This window comes from Pseudomonas sp. OST1909 (genome assembly GCF_015277575.1).
In the GTDB taxonomy this organism is placed as follows: Bacteria; Pseudomonadota; Gammaproteobacteria; order Pseudomonadales; family Pseudomonadaceae; genus Aquipseudomonas; species Aquipseudomonas synxantha_A.
In genome coordinates this window covers 2,995,969-3,011,366 of sequence record NZ_CP063780.1, presented here as the reverse complement: position 1 = coordinate 3,011,366, position 15,398 = coordinate 2,995,969, and the positions used below count along the sequence as shown (strand labels likewise).

General features: G+C 62.4%; 13 protein-coding genes. 10 read left to right on the top strand and 3 right to left on the bottom strand.

What is annotated here, in order from left to right; all coding sequences use genetic code 11:
* The first annotated feature begins 118 nt into the window (after window positions 1–118).
* The 10 genes from IH404_RS13050 (at window position 119) to IH404_RS13005 (ending at window position 13,223) form a co-directional block, all read left to right on the top strand.
* On the top strand, window positions 119–472 hold the full coding sequence (locus tag IH404_RS13050; RefSeq protein ID WP_194440575.1) for a hypothetical protein: 354 nt from the start codon (window positions 119–121) through the stop codon (window positions 470–472).
* Between the two features lie 259 nt (window positions 473–731).
* On the top strand, window positions 732–1,691 hold the full coding sequence (locus IH404_RS13045) for a MoxR family ATPase (RefSeq protein ID WP_005787860.1): 960 nt from the start codon (window positions 732–734) through the stop codon (window positions 1,689–1,691).
* A 5-nt stretch (window positions 1,692–1,696) separates the two neighbouring features.
* Window positions 1,697–2,629, top strand: coding sequence for a DUF58 domain-containing protein (locus IH404_RS13040; RefSeq protein WP_005787858.1), 933 nt, complete (start codon window positions 1,697–1,699; stop codon window positions 2,627–2,629).
* Entirely contained in the window at window positions 2,626–3,120 is a 495-nt protein-coding gene (locus IH404_RS13035) for a DUF4381 domain-containing protein (protein ID WP_003190798.1), read from the top strand. Before IH404_RS13040 ends, IH404_RS13035 begins: the two co-directional genes overlap by 4 nt.
* On the top strand, window positions 3,113–4,201 hold the full coding sequence (locus IH404_RS13030) for a VWA domain-containing protein (RefSeq protein WP_005787856.1): 1,089 nt from the start codon (window positions 3,113–3,115) through the stop codon (window positions 4,199–4,201). The genes IH404_RS13035 and IH404_RS13030 overlap by 8 nt, the downstream gene beginning before the upstream one ends.
* A complete protein-coding gene (locus IH404_RS13025; protein ID WP_005787854.1) occupies window positions 4,198–5,937 on the top strand; it encodes a tetratricopeptide repeat protein in 1,740 nt (579 codons plus the stop codon). Before IH404_RS13030 ends, IH404_RS13025 begins: the two co-directional genes overlap by 4 nt.
* Window positions 5,934–7,574: a BatD family protein gene (locus IH404_RS13020; RefSeq protein WP_194440574.1), complete on the top strand. Its 1,641-nt coding sequence runs from the start codon at window positions 5,934–5,936 to the stop codon at window positions 7,572–7,574. Before IH404_RS13025 ends, IH404_RS13020 begins: the two co-directional genes overlap by 4 nt.
* Window positions 7,575–7,756: 182 nt before the next feature.
* A complete protein-coding gene (locus IH404_RS13015; protein WP_194440573.1) occupies window positions 7,757–8,998 on the top strand; it encodes an exonuclease SbcCD subunit D C-terminal domain-containing protein in 1,242 nt (413 codons plus the stop codon).
* The gene (locus IH404_RS13010; protein WP_194440572.1) at window positions 8,995–12,633 is read left to right on the top strand and encodes an AAA family ATPase; all 3,639 of its coding nucleotides are present in this window, start codon (window positions 8,995–8,997) and stop codon (window positions 12,631–12,633) included. Before IH404_RS13015 ends, IH404_RS13010 begins: the two co-directional genes overlap by 4 nt.
* Window positions 12,630–13,223 (top strand): glutathione S-transferase, encoded by a 594-nt coding sequence (locus tag IH404_RS13005; protein ID WP_005787848.1) that lies wholly within the window; start codon window positions 12,630–12,632, stop codon window positions 13,221–13,223. The genes IH404_RS13010 and IH404_RS13005 overlap by 4 nt, the downstream gene beginning before the upstream one ends.
* Window positions 13,224–13,595: 372 nt before the next feature.
* Here the strand turns inward: IH404_RS13005 and IH404_RS13000 are convergent, their stop codons facing one another.
* From IH404_RS13000 to IH404_RS12990, 3 genes are all read right to left on the bottom strand, one after another.
* A complete protein-coding gene (locus IH404_RS13000; protein ID WP_005787847.1) occupies window positions 13,596–13,775 on the bottom strand; it encodes a hypothetical protein in 180 nt (59 codons plus the stop codon).
* Window positions 13,776–13,931: 156 nt separating this feature from the next.
* Window positions 13,932–15,107, bottom strand: a complete 1,176-nt coding sequence (locus tag IH404_RS12995; RefSeq protein ID WP_032803498.1) for a lactonase family protein — start codon at window positions 15,105–15,107, stop codon at window positions 13,932–13,934.
* Window positions 15,094–15,390 (bottom strand): DUF5629 family protein, encoded by a 297-nt coding sequence (locus tag IH404_RS12990; protein WP_005787844.1) that lies wholly within the window; start codon window positions 15,388–15,390, stop codon window positions 15,094–15,096. Before IH404_RS12990 ends, IH404_RS12995 begins: the two co-directional genes overlap by 14 nt.
* Window positions 15,391–15,398 lie beyond the last annotated feature (8 nt).

The following is a 15,398-nucleotide window of genomic DNA, read 5'->3' as shown; positions in this document are numbered from 1 at the left end:
CGAAAATGACTGATACCGCACCCCAGGTCATGCCCTGGGTCTGACACACCCTGCAGCATAAAATTCGCCGCAATGGCACAATTGCCAGCGCAACGCCCTCCTCCACACAGGATTTCCCATGCTGCAGCTGAAAACCGACGCCCTGATGGCCACCCCGTGCGACGAAGAAGAAGACAACATGGCCATGCTTTGCTGCCACGGCAAGAACGGCGAAATGTTCATGTTGAGCCGCTACCCGGATGAAGAGGAAGTGGAACTGACCTGGGATTACGAGCCGTCGACGCTGGATGGGCTGAAGATCACCTTGAGTGCCACGACGTTGCTGGTCGAACTTGCAGCTGGTGATGCCGATGCATTGGGTGGCAAGGATCATCTGGAGATCACCCACGCCACGGCCGCATCCGACCTGACTGAAGTGGAGGAAACCTTGCAGAAAATCCTCGCAGGCACTGGCACTTTCATCCGGACTTGAGCTGCACCCTGGTTCAAATGTGGGAGCGGGCTTGCCCCCGATAGCGGCGGGCCAGTTAATACATCGGTGCCTGACACACGGGCATCGGCGGCAAGCCCCCTCCCACATTGACCGTGTTCCCACACCAAAAGCCTACAAGTTTTTCTGAAAATACCCGTGACGTCGTTAGTCGTCACCCCCTTCGATGCATTAAAGTAAGCCTCCCAAGCCTGGCGCTCGCGCTCCACCATCAGGCTCATCTTTCCAGGAACCGTCATCGATGGAACATCGTGAAGCGCTGCTTGCGCTGCGAACCTTTCTTTCTACGCAGATTCTCGGCCAGGAAAAACTCATCGATCGCCTGCTGATTGCCCTGCTCGCCGACGGCCATATGCTGGTCGAAGGCGCACCGGGGCTGGCCAAGACCAAGGCGATCAAGGAGTTGGCCGAAGGCATCGAAGCGCAGTTCCATCGTATCCAGTTCACCCCCGACCTGCTGCCCGCCGACATCACCGGCACCGAGATCTATCGCCCGGAAACCGGCAGTTTCGTGTTCCAGCAGGGGCCGATATTCCACAACCTGGTGCTCGCCGACGAAATCAACCGCGCCCCGGCCAAGGTCCAGTCGGCCTTGCTTGAAGCGATGGCCGAGCGCCAGGTCAGCGTGGGCCGTAGCACTTACGAGCTATCGCCGCTGTTTTTGGTGATGGCCACGCAGAACCCCATCGAGCAGGAAGGCACCTACCCTCTACCCGAAGCCCAGCTCGACCGCTTCCTCATGCACGTGAAGATCGGCTTCCCGGACGCCGCCGTCGAACGGCGCATCCTGCAGCAGGCCCGCGGCGAAGCGCTCAATGGCGAAACCAAGCCCGAGCGGCGCGTCAGCCAACAGGCGATCTTTGCCGCCCGCAAGGAAATCCTTGGCCTGTACATGGCCGATGCGGTAGAGGAATACCTGGTGCAGCTGGTCATGGCCACGCGTACGCCTTCCAAGTTCGACCCGGAAATGGCCGAGTGGATCGCCTATGGCGCCAGCCCCCGTGGCTCCATCGCCCTGGACCGCTGCGCCCGCGCCCACGCCTGGCTGGCCGGTCGCGACTTCGTGAGCCCCGAGGATATCCAGGCGGTGCTGTTCGACGTGCTGCGTCACCGCATCATCCTGTCGTTCGAAGCCGAAGCTGCCGGGATCGACCAGGACCGCGTGGTGCAACGCATTCTTGACGTTGTTGCCGTCGCTTGAAGCCGATGAACGCCAGCGATGGTATACGCGTAACCCTCAGTGAACTGATTGAGATGCGTCACCACGTGCGCGAAGTGCAGCTGTTCTCCACGCCCGGCCAGCGCAGCCCGTTGATCGGCCTGCACCACTCCAAGCTGCGCGGGCGCGGTGTGGACTTCGATCAGGTGCGGGTGTACCAGGCCGGCGACGACGTGCGCACCATCGACTGGCGCGTGACAGCGCGCACCCAGGAACCGCACACCAAGTTGTTCCACGAAGAACGCGAACGGCCAATCTTTATCATGGTAGAGCAAAGCTGCCGGCTGTTCTTTGGCTCGGGGCAGATGTTCAAGTCGGTGCTCGCCGCACAAGCTGCCAGCCTGATCGGCTGGGCGGCCCTGGGGCATAACGATCGGGTCGGCGGGCTGGTGTTCGGCGACAGCGAGCACTACGAAATCAAGCCTCGACGCAGCAAACAAAGCCTGTTGCAGCTGCTTAACCGCCTGGTGCGGGTCAACCAGAGCCTGAACACCGAAAGCCGCCCCGAAGCTGACGCCCTGGGAATGGCCTTGCGCCGTGGCCGTGAAGTGTTGCGACCGGGCAGCCTGGGGATTGTGATCTGCGATGAACGGGCGCTGACTGACAGCGCCGAGCAACAGCTGAGCCTGCTGTCGCGACATTGCGACCTGTTGCTGCTGCCCATTTCCGACCCCCTTGATCACGCCCTGCCCGCCGCCGGGTTACTGCGCTTCGCAGAACGTGGCGCACAGCTGGAACTGGACACCCTGAACATTGATTTGCGCCAGGCCTACAAAGCCCAGGCCGAAGCGCGTATCGCCCGCTGGGAACGGCTCGCGCAAAAGCTGCGGGTGTTGTTGATGCCGTTGAGCACACAGAGTGAAATGGTCGAGCAATTGCGCGAGTACCTCAACCCGCAACGCCCGGTTAAAAAACAATGAGCAGCCTGGACCAACTGCAACCGCTGATCGCCCCGCCGGCCATCGGCTTCTGGCCGCCTGCGCCCGGCTGGTGGCTGTTGCTGCTGGTGATCCCGCTGCTCGGCTGGGGCCTGTGGTGGTTGCGCCGCTTCCTGCCAGCGCGCCGCCCCGTGGCCCGCGCCGAACAACCGCTGGACCCGCTGCGCATCGCCGCCCTCGCCGAACTGGCCTTGATGCCCAAGCCCTATGACGGTGCACCCGCAGGTGCCTGGCTGCAACAACTCAACGGCCTGCTCAAGCGCCTGTGCCGTAACGACTACCCGTATAGCCAGAGCCATACCCTCAACGGCCGCAAATGGCTGGCCTTCCTCGACAACCGCTGCCCGGCTGCCGGCCTGACACGCTGGATGGTGCTGGTGGAAGGCGCCTACAAGCCCGAATGCAAACTCGACGACAAAGCTATCGCCGGCCTGACTCAAGCTGTCGACACCTGGATTCGCAAACATGTTTGAGTTCGCCTGGCCGTGGATCTTTACCCTGTTGCCATTGCCCTGGTTGATGCGCCTGATCCTGCCCGTGGCCGACAGCGGCGAGCCGGCATTGAAAGTCAGCTACCTCAGCGACCTCGAAAGCCTCGCCCGTCGCCGCGCCCGGGCCAACCTGCCCGGCTGGCGTCAGCAGGCCCCCTTCGTGGTGCTGTGGCTGCTGTTGCTGACCGCCGCCGCACGCCCGCAATGGCTTGGCGAACCTTTACCGATTGCCGCCAGTGGCCGGGACTTGCTGGTGGCGGTCGACGTGTCCGGCTCCATGGATTTTCCCGACATGCACTGGCAAGACGAGGACGTGAGTCGCCTGGCCCTGGTCAAACACCTGCTCGGGGACTTTCTTGAAGAACGCGAAGGTGACCGCGTGGGCTTGATCTTGTTTGGTACTCAAGCCTACCTGCAGGCACCGCTGACCTTCGATCGGCGCACCGTACGTACCTGGCTGGACGAAGCGCGTATCGGCATTGCCGGCAAGAATACCGCTATCGGCGATGCCATCGGCCTGGCCTTGAAACGCCTGCGCCAACGCCCGGCGCAAAGCCGTGTGCTGATCCTGATCACCGACGGCGCCAATAACGCCGGGCAGATCGACCCGTTGACGGCAGCGCGACTGGCGGCCGAAGAAGGCGTGAAGATTTACCCGATCGGCATTGGCGCCGACCCGGAGCAAACCGGTTCTCTGGGCATTCTCGGCGTAAATCCGAGCCTGGACCTCGACGAACCGGCGCTCAAGGCGTTGGCCGAGGCCACCGGCGGCCAATATTTCCGCGCCCATGACGGCGAAGAACTGCAGCAGATCAAGGAGACCCTCGACACCCTGGAGCCCGTCGAACAACAACCCACCCAAGCGCGACCGGCCCAGGCGTTGTACAGCGGCCCGCTGGCGCTGGCGCTGATCTTGAGCCTGTTGCTGGTAATCCAGGAACGCTGGCCCAACAACGCCTTGCAACGCGGGTTCAACAAGCTGTCGAGCAGAGGGATCTTCCTGCAACAACACCCTGAATGGCGCCAGCGCCTCAAGCGCCTGCGTTTGCGGAGACGTCGATGATCGCCCTGTGGCCGCACTGGTTCCGGCCCTGGTGGCTGTTGCTGCTACCGCTGCTCGGCTGGTTGCTGTGGCAGTTGTGGCACCGACAAAAGCGCGCCGGCCGCTGGCAGATGATCCTGCCACCGGCCTTCCATGCCGTACTGCTCAGTGGCGGCAACGGCCGCGAGAGCAAATCGCCGTGGGTGGTGCTGGGCATCGCCTGGCTGTTGGCCGTGCTGGCGTTGCTGGGGCCCAGTTGGCAACGGGTTGAACAGCCCAGTCAGAAACCCGCTGACCCGCTGGTGGTACTGCTGGAACTGACCCCGGAAATGCTTGCCACCGACAGCCCGCCCAACCGTCTGGAGCAGGCGCGGCGCAAGCTGTATGACCTGCTGCAAGCACGCACCGATGCGCAAACCGCCATCGTCGTGTATGCCGGCAGCGCCCATACGCTGGTGCCGCTGTCGGACGACCTGGCCACCAGCCGCAATCTGCTGGAGGCCCTGCGCCCCTCGATCATGCCCGAGCCCGGCCATCGCGCCGATCTGGCCGTGGAAAAAGCCCTCGGCCTGCTCAAGCAAGGCGGGCTCGGCCAGGGGCGCCTGCTGCTGATCGGCTCCTCACTGTCGAAACAGGAGCGCCAGGGCATCCGCCTGCAACTGCAAAGCGCCCAGGCACCGCCCTTGTCGATCCTCGGCATCGGCAGCCGTGAAGGCACACCGGTGACCCAGGAAAGCGGCGAGTTCCTCAAGGACGACCAGGGCGCGATCCTGGTGCCACGCCTCGACAGCCCGACGCTCAAGGCCTTCGCCAGTGAAATGGGTGGCCGCTACCGTGCAGCGCGCCTGGATGACAAGGACCTGCGCCAACTGGGTATGCTCGACAGCGTACAAGCCCTGCGCAACGACGGCCAAGTACTGCACCTGGACACCTGGGCCGATCAGGGTTACTGGCTGCTGCTGCCGCTGTTACTGCTGGCCGCCTGCGCCGGGCGTCGCGGCTGGCTGTTCTGCCTGCCGTTGCTGCTGCTGGGCGCACCACAACCCAGTTACGCCTTTGGCCTTCAGGACCTGTGGCTGCGCCCCGACCAGCAAGGCCAATACCTGCTCAAGCACAAGCGCCCAGCCGAAGCCGCCGAACACTTTCAAGACCCGCAATGGCAAGGTGTAGCCCTGTACGAAGCCGGCAATTACGCCGAGGCGATCAAACGTTTTGCCCAAGGCAACGACGCTTATTCCCACTACAATCGAGGCAATGCTCTGGCCAAAGCCGGTGAACTCGAAGCCGCTATCGACGCCTACGAGCAAGCCCTGGAAGCCCAGCCCGATCTGCAACCGGCGCTGAAAAACAAGGCCCTGGTTGAAACCCTGATGCAAGAGCAAGCCCAGCCCGAACCGACCCAGCCTGCAAAAAACGAAGATGACGAAAGCCCCCAACCCGGCCAAACTGCGCAACCGGGGGCCAGCGGGCAAACGGGCCAGAGTGGCGAACAATCGCCCCAGGGCCAGGGCGAAGCCAGCAGCGGTGAAACGCAGGCCGGCGCCACGCCACAGCCAGGCCACAATGAAGTGCCGGGCAGCGAACTGGGCGACGAGCACACCACCACGCCGCCCCTGCGCCCTGTCGACACCCGCCTTGAAGGCGAGCGCCGCCAAGCGCTGGAGCAATGGCTGCAAGAGATCCCGGACAACCCCGGCGAACTGCTGCGGCGCAAATTCTGGTACGAACAGCAACAACATCAGGACACGACTCGATGAGCCGCCGCACCACCCTTTTGCTTCTGCTCGCGTTGTCGGCAGGCCACGCCCAGGCGGCGAACCTGGTTGCCAGCGTTGACCGTAACCGCCTCAACTCCGGGGAAACGGTGGAGCTGACGGTGGAGTCCAGCGATGTAACCCAATTCGGCAAGCCGGACCTGTCGCCCCTGGACGCACAGTTCGAAGTCAGCGGCACCCGCCAGATCAACCAACTCACCACCCTGGGCGGCGATAACCACGCCACCACCCGCTGGATCATCACCCTGCTGCCCAAGGAAAACGGCAACGTGGTCATCCCGCCGTTGCAAGTGGGCGCACTCAAGACCCAGCCGATCACCCTGCAAGTGGTCGAAACCGCCAGCCAGAACACCAGCACCGAACTGGCCCCGGTATTTATCGAGGCCAACCTCGACCAGACCGCCGTGTACGTCCAGGCCCAGGCGCTGTTGACCGTACGCGTGTACCACTCGGTATCGCTGTATGACGACAGCAGCCTCACGCCCTTGCAGATCCCCGATGCCCGTGTCGAACAACTGGGCGAGTCGCGCACCTATGAGAAGGTCATCAACAGCATCCGCCATGGCGTGATCGAGACACGCTACGCTGTCTACCCCCAGCACAGCGGCATGGTGGTAATTCCGGCGCAGACCTTCAGCGCTACCCTGGTCGAATCGCGCCCCCCCCAGGAAAACACACTGCAGGGCACCAAGCCGGGCAAGATGATCCACGTCAGCTCTGCAGCCCTGCCGTTGACGATCAAACCCAAGCCGGACCTCTACCCCGCCGACGCTCCCTGGCTGCCGGCGCGCAGCCTGACCCTGAGCGAAGGCTGGAACCCTACGCCGGACCACGTGCAGGTCGGCGACTCTCTGACCCGCAGCCTCACCGTGCAGGCCGAGGGCTTATCCAGCGCACAGTTGCCGGCGCTGCCCAGCGCCGACGTCAACGGCCTGCGCCGCTACCCGGACCAACCGGTACTGGGCAACCAGACCAGCGACCGCGGCCTGATCGGCAGCCGTGAAGACCGCGAAGCCCTGGTGCCAACCCGCGCCGGCGAGCTGGAACTGCCGCCGGTGGAAGTGGTGTGGTGGAACACCCACGAAGATCACCTGGAACGCACCACCCTGCCGGCGCGCACTATGCAAGTGGCGGTCAATCCCAGCCTGGTGGTGGACACACCCGCCACGCCGACCATCATCACTGCACCCGACGATGAGCGCCTGTGGCTGTGGCAACTGAGCACGCTGATCCTGGCTTGCACCACGTTGCTGGGCTTCGGCCTGTGGTGGCGCGCCCGTCGGCAGCCGGCCGTACAGCGCGCCGCGCAAACCGGCCCAAGCCCACGCACCCTGCTCGACGACCTCAAGCGCGCCACCCAGGCCAACGATCCGCAAGCCACCCGCCAGGCCCTCGATGCCTGGGCGCGTCAACAGCCGGAAACCCTGGCCGACATGGCGGCGCGGTTTGTGCCATTGTCAGATGCCCTGGATGGCTTGAACGGCGCGCTGTACAGCGAAAGCGGCCAGTACTGGCTGGGTGAAGACCTGTGGCGTGCAATCAAGGCCATCCCCGTGGCCGAACGCGAGCAAGACCCGGCGACCGACACCACCAGCTTGCCGCCGTTGTATCCCAAGTAATACCGCAAACTCATGTGGGAGGGGGCTTGCTCCCGATGGCGGTGGATCAGCCAGTTAATCCATATCTGACTCATCGTCATCGGGGCAAGTCCTCTTCTATATCGGGTCTGGGCCACTTGCAGGCACTGCGTGCGTGTTACAGGTAAACTCCCCTCCTTTTCATCTTCTCCACGGAGTTCGCCTTGCGTCTGTTTCACACCTCCGACTGGCACCTGGGCCAAAACCTCCACGGCCAGGAACGCGACTTCGAACATGCCTGTTTCCTTGAGTGGCTGCTGGGCCAACTGAAGGCCCAGCGCCCGGATGCGCTGTTGATCGCTGGCGATATTTTCGACACGGTCAACCCGCCGCTCAAGGCCCAGGAACGCCTGTATGACTTCATCATCAGCGCCCACGAGCAAAACCCGACGCTGACGATTGTGATGGTCGCCGGCAACCATGACTCCGGCTCGCGTATCGAGCTGCCCGCGCCGTTGATGCGCCGCCTGCGCACTCATGCCCTGGGCCGGGTGTTGTGGCTCGATGATGGCCAGTTGGACGCCGAACGCCTGCTGATCCCCTTGCCGGATGCCAAAGGCAAGATTGCCGCCTGGTGCCTGGCGTTACCTTTTCTACGCCCGGCGGAAGTCACCGGTGCGCACTTGGGCGATGATTACTTGCGGGGTATCGGCCAGGTGCATGAATGGCTGATCGCCGCCGCCAATGCCAAACGCAAAAAAGGCCAGGCGCTGATAGCCATCAGTCATGCGCACATGGCCGGGGGGTCGGTATCGGAAGACTCCGAGCGCAGCCTGATCATCGGCAATGCCGAGGCGCTGCCGGCCAGCCTGTTCGACAAAACCGTCGGCTATGTTGCCCTCGGCCATTTGCACAAGCCGCAACAGGTCAATGGCGAAGAGCGCATTCGCTACAGCGGCTCGCCGATTCCACTGTCGTTTTCCGAGATTGGCTACAAGCACCAGGTGCTCGACGTGACGTTCCAGGGCGAACGGCTGGTGGGTGTTGAACCGCTGCTGATCCCCCGTTCAGTCAACCTGCAACGCCTGGAAGCCGCACCGCTGGCGGACATCCTCAAGCAGCTGCACGACCTGCCCGACATCGACCTGCTGGCCGAAACCCAACGTCACCCTTGGCTGGAAGTGCGGGTACGCCTCGACGAACCACAGCCAGACCTGCGCCAGCAGATCGAAACCGCCCTGCAAGGCAAAGCCGTGCGCCTGGTGCGCATCGCCGCCGAATACGCCGGCCAGCGCGGCAACAGCGAAAGCGACGATGAGCGCTTGATCGAACTCGACCAGCTCACGCCCCAGGAATTGTTCAGCCGCGCCTGGCAGGACAGCTATGGCAGCGAAGTGGATGAACAAACCCTGAAGGATTTCGCCGTGCTGCTCCAGGAAGTGCAACAGGAGGGCGAACAGCCATGAAGATCCTCGCTATCCGCCTGAAAAACCTCGCCTCCCTGGCCGGCCCGTTCGAGATCGACTTTACCGCCGAGCCCCTGGCCAGTGCGGGCCTGTTCGCTATCACCGGGCCGACCGGCGCGGGTAAAAGCACGCTGCTTGATGCATTGTGCCTGGCGTTGTTCGGCGCGGTGCCGCGCCTGGGCGATACCGGCCAGGCCAAGATGCCGGACGCCGACACCGATATTTCCATTGGCGATCCGCGCACGCTGATTCGGCGCGGCACCGGCGGCGGTTATGCCGAAGTGGATTTCGTCGGCGTCAGCGGCCGTCGCTACCGCGCGCGCTGGGAAGCCAACCGCGCCCGCGACAAGGCCAGCGGCAAGTTGCAGAACAGCCGGCAAAGCTTGATCGACCTGGACAGCGAGCAACTGCTGGCCAGCCAGAAAACCGAATACAAGACTCAGCTTGAGCTGGCCTTGGGCCTGAACTTCGAGCAGTTCACCCGTGCGGTATTGCTGGCGCAAAGCGAGTTCAGCGCCTTCCTCAAGGCCAATGACAATGAGCGCAGCGAACTGCTGGAAAAGCTCACCGACACCGCGCTGTACACCCAACTGGGGCGACGTGCATTCGACAAGGCCAAGGAGGCCAGGGACGCCCACAAACAGCTGCAAGACCAGGCCACCGGCGTAGTGCCCCTGGCGCCTGAAGCCCGCGTCGAACTCGATCAACAGTTGGCCGAAGCCCAGCAACAACTCAAGACCCAGCAGGCCCAGCTCAAGCAGTTGGAGTTGCAGCACACCTGGCTTAAAGAGTTGCGTGAGTGGCAAGAGCGCCAGCTCAGCGCCGTCGAACAACTGCAGCAGGCCCAGCAGCAGTGGGACAGCCAAGGCCCGCAACGCCAGGACCTCAATCGCCTGGAGCAATTGGCACCGCAACGTCATCACTTCCTGCGCCAGGCTGAACTCGGCACCCTGCTGACGCCACTCGCGGCACAGATTCAGCAACAGCTTGAGCAGCAAGTCGCCCTGCATACCCGCCAGGACCAGGCGCAACAACAGCAACTGGCTGCCCAAACGGCGCTGGTCGACGCCCTGAAAAACCAGGCCGAGGCGGCTCCCCTGCTGCGCCAGGCCGTTGAAGAACAGAACACCCTCGCCCACTTGACCCGGGAACTGGCCAAGCGCAGCGAAGAAAAACAACAACAGCAAAGCGCCTGCAACGAAGGCCACGCCCTGCTCAAGGGTTTGCAGGACACGCAAACCCAAGTCGCCGAGCGCCTGCACCGCCTGGCCACCGAGCTTGAGCACAGCGCCGCCCTTGCCCCGCTGAGCGAAGCCTGGAACGCCTACCGCGACCGTCTGCAACAGCTGATGGTGATCGGCAATCGCCTCAACAAGGGCGAGGCTGAACTGCCGCAACTCGAACAGCGTGCCAGCGCCGCCGCCGAACAATTCACCCAACAGCGCGAAGCCCTTGACCTGCTCTACCAGGAAGCCGGTGCCGAACCCCACGCGGTGGCCGAGCAAATTCAGTTGCTGGCCAGCCTGCTGCAGGATAATCGCAAGCAACAGCGTGCCTTCGAGGACCTGGCCCGCTTGTGGGACAGCCAGCAGCAACTGGATCAACAGACAGCCGCGCTGACACAAAAGCTCACCGACGCCGCGCAACGCCGCGAGCAACTGAACCAGAGCGGTTTGCAAACCAAGGCCGAACTCAGCGTGGCTGAGCAAACCCTCACGGTGACCAAGCAACTGCTGGAACGTCAGCGTCTGGCCCGCAGTGCCAGCGTCGAAGAGTTGCGCGCGCAATTGCAGGATGACCAGCCCTGCCCGGTGTGCGGCAGCCACGAGCATCCGTATCACCAGCCCGAAGCCCTGTTGCAGAGCCTGGGTCGCCATGACGAGAACGAAGAAGCCACGGCGCAAAAGGCGGTCGACGACCTCAAGGAAAAACTCAACGAACTGCGCGGAGAAGTCGGTGGCCTGATCGCCGAACAAAAGGAGTTCCTGCGCCAACAGGAACAGCTGGCGATACACCAGCAAGGCCTGGCACAGAGCCTGGAAGCCCATCCGCTGGCCGCTTCGTTGTTCAACCAGGACGCGGCCAAACGCAGCGGCTGGCTGGCTCAGCAACTGGCCCAACTGACCCAGAGCCTCACTCAGGACGAACAACGCCAGGGCGCCCTGCTCAACCTGCAACAAAACGCCGGGCGCCTTCAGCAGCAATTGCAAGCCGCCCAGGAGGCCAGCCAGCAAGCCCGGCAGCTGCTGGTGGACCAGCAACGGGAATTGGCCAAGGACCGCGAACGCCTCGACGCAGAACTCACCACCTTCGCCACCCTGTTGCCCACCCAAACCCTGGAGGGCTTGCGCAGTGCGCCTGCGGCGACCTTCATGCAACTCGACCAGCAGGTCAGTCAACGCCTTGAGCAATTGGGCCATCAGCGCGATGAACTGGCCGAGCAGCAGGAGCGCCAGCAGGCCATCGAGAAACAGCAGACCCACCAGCAACATCGCCAGCAGCAGCTCGACGCGCTCACGCTGCAAGTCACCGAAGTGGCCTCACAGCAACAAGCTGTTCAAGAAAAACTCAGCGCCTTGCTGGGCGACCACGCCAGCGCCGAACACTGGCAGCAGCAACTGGAGCAGGCCGTCGCGCAGTCACGCCAAAGCGAGACCGACGCCAACCACGAGCTGCACACCGTGCACACGGCCCTGGTCCAACTGGCTGCTGACCTTAAGGCCCAGCAGGACCGCCAGCACGCGCTGCAAGCGGAACAACAAGCGCTTGAAACACGCATCAATGAATGGCGCACGCTGCACCCCGACCTGGATAACCAGGGCCTGTCACGTTTATTGGCCTTCGATGAGGCCCGGATCGCGCAGCTACGCCAGGACCTGAACAGCAGCGAAAAAGCTGTCGAGCAAGCCAAGGTACTGCTGCAAGAGCGCGAACAGCGCTTGGCCGAACACCAGGCCTTGCACAACGGCAATCTCGACGCCGATCAACTGGACCACACCCTGGCGGCGCTCAATCAGCAGCTGGCCGAAGGCGAGAAGCAGTGCGCCGAACTGCGCGCCCGCCAAGCCGAAGATCAACGCCGCCAGGACGCCAACCAGGCCCTGGCCGAACAGATCACCAAGGCCTATGAAGAATGGCAGCGCTGGGCGCGCCTGAATGCGTTGATCGGTTCGGCCACCGGCGACACCTTCCGCAAGATCGCCCAGGCCTACAACCTCGATTTGCTGGTGCACCATGCCAACGTGCAGTTGCGCCAACTGGTGCGCCGCTACCGGCTTAAACGCGGCGGCAGTATGCTCGGGCTGTTGGTGATGGACACGGAGATGGGTGACGAATTGCGCTCGGTACACTCACTGTCCGGTGGCGAAACCTTCCTGGTGTCATTGGCGCTGGCCTTGGGCCTGGCGTCCATGGCCTCAAGCACCTTGAAGATCGAGTCGCTGTTTATCGATGAAGGTTTCGGCAGCCTCGACCCCGAGTCCCTGCAATTGGCCATGGACGCTTTGGATGGTTTGCAGGCTCAGGGCCGCAAGGTGGCGGTGATCTCTCACGTTCAGGAAATGCACGAGCGTATCCCGGTGCAAATCCAGGTCAAGCGCCAGGGCAATGGCCTGAGCACCCTGGAGGTCAAGTGAGCCAGGCGCTGCTGTATTCGTTCCGGCGTTGCCCTTATGCAATGCGGGCGCGATTGGCGCTGCGCTATTCAGGCGTGCCGGTGGACATTATCGAAGTGAGCCTGAAAGCCAAGCCGACCGAGATGCTGGCGCTGTCGCCCAAGGGCACGGTGCCGGTGTTGAGCGTCGAAGGCCGAGTGATCGAAGAAAGCCTGGAGATCATGCAGTGGGCGCTGGCACAGCACGATCCCGAGGATTGGTTGTTGCAGGGTGAGCCTGCGGTATTGGCGCTGATTAGCGAGAACGATCAGGTGTTCAAACATCACTTGAATCGATACAAGTACGCCGAACGCTACCCGGAGCAACCGATGGAACATTATCGGGCCGAGGGCGAGGTGTTTTTGCGCAAGCTGGAGGGTTTGCTGACAGAGCGGGAGTATTTGCTTGCCGATCACCGGAGCCTGGCAGATGCGGCGCTTGTGCCCTTTGTACGGCAGTTTGCCCATGTGGATCGCGAATGGTTTGCGGGGACGCAGTACTACCGGTTGCAGGCGTGGCTTCAGAAATTTCTGGAGTCACCGCTGTTTATTGCGGTGATGGCAAAAACCTGAGTCTTACTCGACTAAATGTGGGGGGGCTTGCTCCCGATGGCGGCCTGAGGGCCGACCAGGATGCCGGATCAAACCGAGTACATATCCGTTATTTAGGCAACGGCTACTATTGGTTCCGCTTTTACAGCGGCTCACTTTTGAAAAGCGCAAAAGTAAGCAAAACGCTCTTGCCCCACCACTCGGCACCTCGCCTAGGCTCGGTGTGCCCGTAATCCGCCAGCGTGGTTTAACGGGGCGCCTGAGATCAAAAGCAGATCAAGAGCGGCTCGCTTCGCATCGTGGTTACCGTAGGGCTGGGAACTGAAGTTGTGTAGATACCTATGGCTATCGGGGGCAAGCTCCCTTCCACATTAGTACTCTGTAGTCTGAAGCTCAGTGCTGAGTCTTGTGATCCAGCGCTGCATAGAAATTGGCACTCTGTTGCAGGTATTTCTGGGTGTAGGCCGTGACACTGGATTTCTTGTCAGTGACTTCCACGCTGGCGCTGGCAGGCAATGCCACGGTAGCGGAAACAGCGGAAGCGGCGATGATGGAGAAGAGATTCAAGTTCATGGCGGTAACCCTTGTGTTCGTTTGGTTGGGTGGCCGGTGGAGGCCTTGGAACCAAACTTACGCCCGAGGCTTGAACCTTAGAAATGCTTTGAAACAGTAGCCGCTATCAACCGAATTAATACAAAGGCTCAGGCCCCGCACTGCGGGGCCTGTGGCTTATTGACGCACCAGGAACTTGAGGTCGCTGGGGGCATCGATCGGCAATTGCTGCACGGTTTTACCCAACAGACCGGTCTTGGGGTCGCGTTCAACCACCACGATTTCATTGCTTTTCTGGTTGGCGATCAGCAGGAACTTGCCGCTCGGGTCGAGGCTGAACTCGCGAGGGTGATCACCTTCCACAGAGCGACGCTGGATTTCCTTGAGGTGCGCGGTGGCCGGGTCGATGCTGAACACCAGCAACTGATTGGCGGTACCGCGGTTGCTCACGTAGAGGAACTTGCCATCGCTTGACGCATGCAGCGCCGCGCCGGCCTTGTCGGACACCGGTTGGCCAGCGGCATAGTCCAGCAGCTGGGTTTGCGTCAGCTTGCCATCGCTGTAATCGAACACCGCGACCTGAGCGCTCATTTCGGTGGTCAGCCAGGCGTGTTTGCCGTCGGCGCTGAACAGCAAATGACGTGGGCCGCTGCCGGGTGGCAGTTGCACCGAGGCCGGGTTGGCCGGCGTCAGCGGCAATTCGTGATTGGCCTTGGGATCGTACTGGTAGACAAACACTTTGTCCGCGCCCAGGTCCTGCACATACACGTACTTGCCATCCGGCGACGACACCACAGAATGCACGTGATTGGACGCCTGGCGCTCAGGATTTACCCGGCTGGCCGGATGCCCGCTCAACTGCACCGGGGCCGACAGCTTGCCCTCGGCGCCTACCGGCAGCACCGCCAGGCTGCCGCCCGGGTCTTCGAGTACCGAATAGTTGGCAACGAACAGGTGACGCCCATCGGCGGCGACGCTGGAATGGGTCGGCTCGTTGCCCAGGCTCTGCACCTGGTTGATCAGGGTGAGCTGATGATTTTGCGGGTCGATGCTGTAACTGCTGACACGACCCACCGGGTCTTTCTGGCCTGGACCGTTCTCGTTGACCACAAACAGGTACTTCTGGTCCTTGGAAACCGTCAACCACGACGGGTTGGCCGTCTTGGCCGCCAGCACCGGCTTGCCGCTGAACTGCCCGGTGCGGCTGTCGAATTGCAGGCGGTAGATGCCTTCGCTGGTACCGGCAGTGTAGCTGCCCACCAGCAGTTCATAGGTGTCAGCCGGTGCAGCCTGCACCGACATGGCACCAACACTGCCGGCCATCAGCAGGGGCCAGAATTTACGCATCATCATCGGCTTCATCCTCATCGTTATTGTTGCCGGTGAAAGCGCTCATGCAGATCAGACGATGCTCGCCCGATTCACCGGTAAGGGTCCAGCTTTGCAGGGTGTCGTCGAACGTGGCCGCCTGCACCTGGGCCAGGCTGAATGCCCAGCGTTTTTCTGCACGGCCGTCCATGGCGGTGATCAGCAACTTCTCGTCATTGAGTTCGAAGTCAAAAGCGTGCAAGCCATCGATTTCAAGCATGTCGCTGGTTTCAAGGGTGTCCGGCAGGGTGGCAGATTCGGCAGTCATCACATCAG

Bases quoted from the DNA above. Each gene is read 5' to 3' on its own strand.
- IH404_RS13010 (WP_194440572.1), top strand. From the start codon at position 8,995: ATGAAGATCCTCGCTATCCGCCTGAAAAACCTCGCCTCCCTGGCCGGC.
- IH404_RS13045 (WP_005787860.1), top strand. From the start codon at position 732: ATGGAACATCGTGAAGCGCTGCTTGCGCTGCGAACCTTTCTTTCTACG.
- IH404_RS13050 (WP_194440575.1), top strand. From the start codon at position 119: ATGCTGCAGCTGAAAACCGACGCCCTGATGGCCACCCCGTGCGACGAA.
- IH404_RS13000 (WP_005787847.1), bottom strand. From the start codon at position 13,775: ATGAACTTGAATCTCTTCTCCATCATCGCCGCTTCCGCTGTTTCCGCT.
- IH404_RS12995 (WP_032803498.1), bottom strand. From the start codon at position 15,107: ATGATGATGCGTAAATTCTGGCCCCTGCTGATGGCCGGCAGTGTTGGT.
- IH404_RS13035 (WP_003190798.1), top strand. From the start codon at position 2,626: ATGAGCAGCCTGGACCAACTGCAACCGCTGATCGCCCCGCCGGCCATC.
- IH404_RS13025 (WP_005787854.1), top strand. From the start codon at position 4,198: ATGATCGCCCTGTGGCCGCACTGGTTCCGGCCCTGGTGGCTGTTGCTG.
- IH404_RS13030 (WP_005787856.1), top strand. From the start codon at position 3,113: ATGTTTGAGTTCGCCTGGCCGTGGATCTTTACCCTGTTGCCATTGCCC.
- IH404_RS12990 (WP_005787844.1), bottom strand. From the start codon at position 15,390: ATGACTGCCGAATCTGCCACCCTGCCGGACACCCTTGAAACCAGCGAC.
- IH404_RS13040 (WP_005787858.1), top strand. From the start codon at position 1,697: ATGAACGCCAGCGATGGTATACGCGTAACCCTCAGTGAACTGATTGAG.
- IH404_RS13020 (WP_194440574.1), top strand. From the start codon at position 5,934: ATGAGCCGCCGCACCACCCTTTTGCTTCTGCTCGCGTTGTCGGCAGGC.